This window comes from Kitasatospora sp. NPDC032150, from assembly GCF_055579945.1.
This window is the reverse complement of sequence record NZ_JBVIMH010000029.1, coordinates 91,581-98,424: the sequence shown is the minus strand read 5'-3', so window position 1 is coordinate 98,424 and position 6,844 is coordinate 91,581. Positions and strand designations below refer to the sequence as shown.

Here is a 6,844-nt window from a genome sequence, read left to right as displayed (position 1 = left end):
CACCGGACCCGACCTGACGGCCCGTCCGACGTTTCAAACCCTAGCCGATCCCCGCTCCACAAAGCGAATCCCGGCCGCAATCCAGAAAAACACACCAATTCACACCGAGCCGCGACAAGACACGACCCAGCCCGAACAGAAGAAGTGGTGTTTCAGAGAATTGGCCGCCCCGGGACCGTCCGCGCCGATGCGTGTCCGGTGCTCCCTGCCGAGCGACTAGAGAACACTACCCCTCCCCGCGAGGTGATGCAAACGGCTCTTCCCGAACAGCCGGGAGAAACCGATGAGGGCTGCCCGGTTCTCCCCGCACCTCATACCGTGCGCGGAGGACCGGGCAGCCCTCACAACCGTGCAGCTCCACAGCCGAACAGCCTCAACGCCGTGCAACCTCAGAGATCATCGAGGCCAACGGCCCCGGGTCACGAGTTGGTCGGGAAGCCCAGGTTGATACCTCCGTGCGAGGGGTCCAGCCAGCGCTGGGTCACGGCCTTGCCGCGGGTGAAGAACTGGACGCCGTCGGGACCGTAGGCGTGGGCGTCACCGAAGAGGGACGCCTTCCAGCCGCCGAAGGAGTAGTAGGCGACCGGGACCGGGATCGGCACATTGATGCCGACCATGCCGACCTCGACCTCGTGCTGGAAGCGCCGGGCGGCGCCGCCGTCATTCGTGAAGATCGCGGTGCCGTTGCCGTACGGGTTGGCGTTGATCAACGCCAGGCCCTCCTCGTAGGAGGAGACCCGGACGACCGACAGCACTGGGCCGAAGATCTCGTCGTTGTAGACGGACATGCCGGGCTTGACGTGGTCGAACAGGGTGGGGCCGAGCCAGAAGCCGTCGGTGGTGGGGGTGCCGGAGGCGTCCTCGGCGGCGATCAGGTGCTTCCGGCCGTCGACGGCCAGCTCGGCACCGTCGGCGAGGCCGGACTCGACGTACGAGGTGACCTTGTCGCGGTGCTGGCCGGTGACCAGCGGGCCCATCTCGGAGTCGCCGTTGCAGCCGGGGCCGACCTTGAGGGTGGCCATCCGCTGCTTGATCTTCTCGACCAGTTCGTCGCCGATCGGGTCGACCGCGACCAGGACCGACACCGCCATGCAACGCTCGCCGGCCGCGCCGAAGCCCGCGTTGACAGCGGCGTCGGCGCTCAGGTCTAGATCGGCGTCGGGAAGGACCAGCATGTGGTTCTTGGCGCCGCCGAGGGCCTGGACGCGCTTGCCGTAGCGGGTGCCGGTCTCGTAGACGTAGCGGGCGATGGGGGTGGAGCCCACGAAGCTGACGGCCTTGATGTCGGGGTGCTCCAGCAGCCGGTCGACGGCGACCTTGTCACCGTGCACCACGTTGTAGACGCCGTCCGGCAGGCCGGCCTCCTTCCACAGCTGGGCAAGGAAGTTGGCGGCGGACGGGTCCTTCTCCGAGGGCTTCAGCACGACCGTGTTGCCGGTCGCGATGGCGATCGGGAAGAACCACATCGGCACCATGGCCGGGAAGTTGAACGGCGAGATGATCGCGACCGGGCCGAGCGGCTGGCGGATCGAATAGACGTCGATGCCGGTGGACGCCTGCTCGGTGAAGCCGCCCTTGGACAGCTGCGGGATGCCGCATGCGAATTCGACGACCTCCTGGCCGCGGGCCAGCTCGCCGAGCGCATCCGAGTGCACCTTGCCGTGCTCGGAGACGATGATCGAGGCGAGCTCGTCCTTGCGGGCGTTGAACAGCTCGCGGAAGGCGAAGAGCACCTGGGTCCGCTTGGCGACCGAGGCGTTGCGCCACTCGGCGAAGGCCGAGGCGGCGGCAGCGACCGCCTGGTCAACCTCGGCGATCTCCGCGAAATCCACCTGCCCGGTCACCTGGCCGGTGGCCGGGTCAAAGATGTCACCCCGGCGCGGCGCGGCGCCGGCGGTGGCGACGGATGCGCCGTCGATCCAGTGGGTGATGTGCTTGCTCAAGGTCATCCTCCGAAGTCCCCGTGCGGCTCACCTGCCGCCGGGCCCTTGTGCGGCGCCTCCCGACCCGGGCCGGGCGACGGGATTCCGGCGCTACCGCGCTCGATTCCAGTCTGCGGACCGGCGAGGCCGGGCTCAACGAACAGCATGACGGGGATCCGGGATTCAGCCTTACAGGTCGTCGAAGGATCGATGTGCTGACGACCGCCTCGGTTCGATCCGGTACAGCTCAACGGCGGCTTCTGCAGGGCCGGCTCCAGGTCGACCGGTTCGGTCAGGACGCCCGAGCGGTCGGGGAGGCACCGGCCAGGACCTGTCCATCCCGGCCGGACCGACACCAGAGAAGAGGCAGGCCGCGGTTCCCACCCGATTCGCAGTCGGAGCGCACATGTTTCGGAGGCGCCTCCCAAAGTGGGACGCACCCCCGAAACATCACCGGAGACCCCGGCTCCTGAGCATCACCGCAACCCCAGCACCCGGAACATCACCGAAACCCTGGCCCCAGGACAGCCCCGGTCCCCGGATCCGGCCAAGCCCTCCCGCCGTCAGCTGTCGAAGCCGAGGCCGAGCCGGTCCAGCGTGCGCAGCCAGACGTTGCGCTGCCCGCCGTTGTGGTCGGAGCGGTCCAGTGACCACTTGGTCATCTCGATCCCGGCCCAGCGGACCGGCTCGGGTGGGAAAGGCAGAGGCTTGCTGCGCACCATCTCCAGCTCCGTCCGCTCGGTCGATCGGCCCGCCAGCAGGTCGAGCATCACCTCGGCGCCGAACCGGGTCGCGCCGACCCCGAGCCCGGTGAAGCCGGCCGCGTAGGCGACGCGTCCCTTGTAGGCGGTGTCGAAGAAGGCGGAGAAGCGGCTGCAGGTGTCGATCGCGCCGCCCCAGGCGTGGGTGAACCGGACGCCCTCCAGCTGCGGGAAGGTCTGGAAGAACTGCCGCGACAGGGTGCGGAAGGTCTCCGGCCGCTGGTCGTACTCGGCCCGGACCTGACCGCCGTAGTGGTAGATGGTGTCGTAGCCGCCCCACAGGATCCGGTTGTCGGCGGAGAGCCGGAAGTAGTGGAACTTGTTGGCGCTGTCGCTGAGCCCCTGCCGGTTGGCCCAGCCGATGGCGGCGAGTTGCTCCCCGGTGAGCGGCTCGGTCATCAGCGCGTAGTCGTACACCGGGACGATGTACGGCCGGACCCGCTTCACCAGGGACGGGAAGACGTTGGTGCCGAGCGCGACCCGGCGGGCGAAGACCCGGCCGTAGGAGGTGCGGACGGCCGTGCCGCTGCCGTACTCCGAGAGGTCCAGGGCCTTGGTCCGCTCGAAGACACGGACGCCCTGGGCGAGGCAGGCCGCCTTGAGGCCCCAGGCGAGCTTGGCCGGGTGGAGCATGGCCACGCCGTTCCTGTCCCAGAGGCCGCCGAGGAAGGTGGGCGAGTCAACCTCTGCACGCAGGTCGGCGGCGTCGAGGAAGGTCAGCTCGATGCCGTACTGGGAGACGGCATCGACGACCTCGTGCAGCTCCTCCAGCTGGTGCGGCTGGGTGGCGATGTCGATCTCGCCGGTGCGCTCCCACTCGGCGTCGATGTCGTAGCGCTCGAGCGTGTCCTCGATGGCCTGGAGGTTGGCCGCGCCCTGGCGCTCCAGCTCGGCGAGTTCACCGGGCCAGCGCGCCAGGCCGTTGCCGAAACCGTGGGTCAAGCTGGCGGCACAGAATCCGCCGTTGCGCCCGGAGGCCGCCCACCCCACTTCGTGGCCCTCGACCAGGACGACGTCCAGTGCGGGGTCGCGCTCCTTGGCGATGAGCGCGGTCCACAGGCCGGAGTAGCCGCCGCCGACCACGAGCAGGTCGCATTTGGTGTCACCGACCAGCGCGGGCAGGGCCTGCGGCCGACCGGGGTCCTCCAGCCAGAAGGGGGTGGGCTGAGCATCACTGAGCGCACGGGCAGAGTCCATGCTGTATCAGCTACTTTCTGATGATTTGTAGGTGATCAGTAGTGGTGGAAGAGGTGGGACATGGGTCAGTGCCGCGCCTTCCGACGGTTGCCGACCCACTGGCCGGCGATCGTCAGTAGCACCGCGGCGACGAACATCGCGGTGCCGATCACGTTGACCTGCACCGGGATACCGCGCTGGGAGGCGCCCCAGACGAACATCGGGAAAGTGACCGTGGTCGGGCCCGAGTTGAACTGGGTGATGATGAAGTCGTCGAAGGAGAGCGCGAAGCTGAGCAGCGCGCCGGCCGCGATACCGGGGGCGGCGAGCGGCAGGGTGACCTTCAGGAAGGTCTGGGTCGGGGTGGCGTAGAGGTCCTGGGCGGCCTGTTCCAGCCGCGGGTCCATGGACATCACGCGTGCCTTGACCGCCGTCACCACGAAGCTGAGGCAGAACATGATGTGCGCGATCAGGATGGTCAGGAAGCCGAACTGGATGCGCATGTTGAGGAAGAGCGTGCCCAGCGAGGCGGCCATCACCACCTCGGGCATGGCCATCGGCAAGAAGATCAGCGCGGTGGTGGCGGCCCGGCCGCGGAAGCGGTAGCGGGCCAGCGCGAAGGCGACCATGGTGCCGAGCACGGTGGCGCCGATGGTGGCCAGCGTGGCGATCTGCAGGCTCAGCGAGAGCGAGCCGCACATGTCGGCGACGTCGCACGGGTGGGTCCAGGCATCGGTGGAGAACTGCGACCACTCGTAGTTGAACTTGCCGACGGGCTTGTTGAACGAGAAGGCGAAGACCACCAGGTTCGGCAGGACCAGGTAGACGAGGGCGAGGATGCCGGCCAGCACCACCAGGTGCTCGCGGATCCATTTGAAGACGCGGGACATCAGACCAGCTCCTCCGTCCCGGCCTTGCGCATGTAAACCGTGACCATGCCCAGGATCAGGGCCATCAGAATGAAGCTCAGGGCGGCCGCGGTCGGGTAGTCGAGCACGTTCAGGAACTGCTTCTGGATCCCGTTGCCGACCATCTGCTCGCTCGGCGAGCCGAGCAGCTGCGCGTTGATGTAGTCGCCGGAGGCCGGGATGAAGGTGAGCAGCGTGCCCGCCACCACACCGGGCAGCGAGATCGGGAAGGTGACCTTGCGGAAGGTGGTGAAGGGCCGGGCGTAGAGGTCGCCCGCCGCCTCGTGCAGCCGGGGGTCGATCCGCTCCAGTGAGGTGTAGAGCGGCAGGATCATGAACGGCAGGAAGTTGTACGTCAGACCGCAGACCACGGCGAGCGGGGTGGCCAGCACCCGGTGGCCGGAGGTCAGGCCGACGGCGTCGGTGAGGCTCAGCAGGTGCAGGCTGTTGAGCGTGCTCACCACCGGGCCGCCGTCCGAGAGGATGGTCTTCCAGGCCAGGGTGCGGATCAGGAAGCTGGTGAAGAAGGGCGCGATCACCAGGATCAGGATGACGTTCCGCCACCGCCGGTTGGCCTTGAAGGCGATGGTGTACGCCAGCGGGTAGCCGATGGCGAGGCAGAGCACGGTGGCGACGGCCGCGTACGCGAACGAGCGGACGAAGTGCCACTTGTACTCGTTCAGGGCGTCCCAGTAGGTGGCGAAGTGCCAGGTCAGCTTGAAGCCCTGCTCCAGCGAACCGGTCTGCAGCGAGGTGGAGGCCTGGTAGACCATCGGCACCGCGAAGAAGACCACCAGCCAGGCGATGCCGGGGAGCAGCAGCCAGTAGGCGGTGAGCTTGTGGCGCCTTCTCGGCGCGTCGGGGAGGGGGATCACCTGGGGTGGTGCGGCCTCGGTGTGGGTGGTCACGCCGCCTCCTCCCCGGTGCCCGCGTCGATCGCCTGGGAGGCGTCGAGGCCGAAGGAGTGCGCTGGGTTCCAGTGCAGGACGACGGGGGCGCCGGGAGCGATCCGGCTGTCGCGCTCCATGTTCTGTTCGAAGACGGCGATCTCCTGGCCGGACTCGGACCGGACCACGTACTGGGTGGAGACACCGATGAAGCTGGAGTCGGCCACCGTGCCGCTGATCCTGTTCCGGCCCTCGGGGACGGTCGCGGAGGCGTGCGCGATGGTGATCTTCTCTGGGCGGACACCCAGGTGGATCCGCGTGGCCTCGGTGGCGCACCGGGACCTGGGCACGGTGAGCCGGACCCCGGCGGCGCTGAGCAGCAGGTCACCGTCGCTGCGGCCGGTGACCTCGGCGGGGATCAGGTTGGACTGGCCGAGGAAGTTGGCCACGAAGGTGGTGGCGGGGTTCTCGTACAACTCGGCGGGGGCACCGAGCTGCTCCACCCGGCCGCCGTTCATCACCGCGATGGTGTCGGCCATGGTCATGGCCTCCTCCTGGTCGTGGGTGACGTGGACGAAGGTGATGCCGACTTCGGTCTGGATCCGCTTGAGTTCCAGCTGCATCTGTCGGCGCAACTTGAGGTCGAGGGCGCCGAGCGGCTCGTCCAGCAGCAGCACCTGGGGGTGGTTGATCAGCGCGCGGGCGACCGCGACGCGCTGCTGCTGGCCGCCGGAGAGCTGGTGCGGCTTGCGCCTGGCCATCGGACCGAGCTCGACCAGATCGAGCATCTCCTCGACCTGCTTCTTGACGTCCTTTTTGCCGCGGCGACGCAGGCCGAAGGCGACGTTCTCGAAGATGTCGAGGTGCGGGAAGAGCGCGTAGCTCTGGAAGACGGTGTTCACCGGGCGCTTGTAGGGCGGCAGCGCGGTGACGTCCTGCCCGCCGATCACGACGGTGCCGGTCGTGGGCTCCTCCAGGCCGGCGATCATCCGCAGCGTGGTGGTCTTGCCGCAGCCGGAGGCACCGAGCAGGGCGAAGAAGGAGCCCTGCGGCACCGTGAGGTCCAGGGGATGGACGGCGGTGAAGTCGCCGTAGGTCTTGCCTATGCCGGTGAGACGGACGTCTCCGCCGGCCGTCGCCGCGTCGCGCAGCTGCTCAGTCATGGTGTCTCTCTGTCAGGTGCCGTACTA

The 6,844-nt window shown here is 68.3% G+C and carries 5 protein-coding genes; all 5 read right to left on the bottom strand.

From position 1 onward, the window contains the following. Positions 1–419: 419 nt before the first annotated feature. Positions 420–1,949, bottom strand: a complete 1,530-nt coding sequence (locus ACZ5ON_RS27765) for a CoA-acylating methylmalonate-semialdehyde dehydrogenase (RefSeq protein ID WP_465598308.1) — start codon at positions 1,947–1,949, stop codon at positions 420–422. Between the two features lie 536 nt (positions 1,950–2,485). Further along, a complete protein-coding gene (locus ACZ5ON_RS27760; RefSeq protein WP_465598305.1) occupies positions 2,486–3,880 on the bottom strand; it encodes an NAD(P)/FAD-dependent oxidoreductase in 1,395 nt (464 codons plus the stop codon). 65 nt (positions 3,881–3,945) lie between these two features. Beyond that, a complete protein-coding gene (locus ACZ5ON_RS27755; RefSeq protein WP_465598302.1) occupies positions 3,946–4,749 on the bottom strand; it encodes an ABC transporter permease in 804 nt (267 codons plus the stop codon). Further along, on the bottom strand, positions 4,749–5,675 hold the full coding sequence (locus ACZ5ON_RS27750; RefSeq protein WP_465598299.1) for an ABC transporter permease: 927 nt from the start codon (positions 5,673–5,675) through the stop codon (positions 4,749–4,751). The genes ACZ5ON_RS27755 and ACZ5ON_RS27750 overlap by 1 nt, the downstream gene beginning before the upstream one ends. Beyond that, positions 5,672–6,817 carry an ABC transporter ATP-binding protein gene (locus tag ACZ5ON_RS27745; RefSeq protein ID WP_465598296.1) on the bottom strand — a complete coding sequence of 382 codons (1,146 nt, stop codon included), beginning with the start codon at positions 6,815–6,817 and terminating at the stop codon, positions 5,672–5,674. Before ACZ5ON_RS27745 ends, ACZ5ON_RS27750 begins: the two co-directional genes overlap by 4 nt. Positions 6,818–6,844: the final 27 nt, after the last annotated feature.

Bases quoted from the DNA above. Each gene is read 5' to 3' on its own strand.
- ACZ5ON_RS27765 (WP_465598308.1), bottom strand. From the start codon at position 1,949: ATGACCTTGAGCAAGCACATCACCCACTGGATCGACGGCGCATCCGTC.
- ACZ5ON_RS27760 (WP_465598305.1), bottom strand. From the start codon at position 3,880: ATGGACTCTGCCCGTGCGCTCAGTGATGCTCAGCCCACCCCCTTCTGG.
- ACZ5ON_RS27755 (WP_465598302.1), bottom strand. From the start codon at position 4,749: ATGTCCCGCGTCTTCAAATGGATCCGCGAGCACCTGGTGGTGCTGGCC.
- ACZ5ON_RS27745 (WP_465598296.1), bottom strand. From the start codon at position 6,817: ATGACTGAGCAGCTGCGCGACGCGGCGACGGCCGGCGGAGACGTCCGT.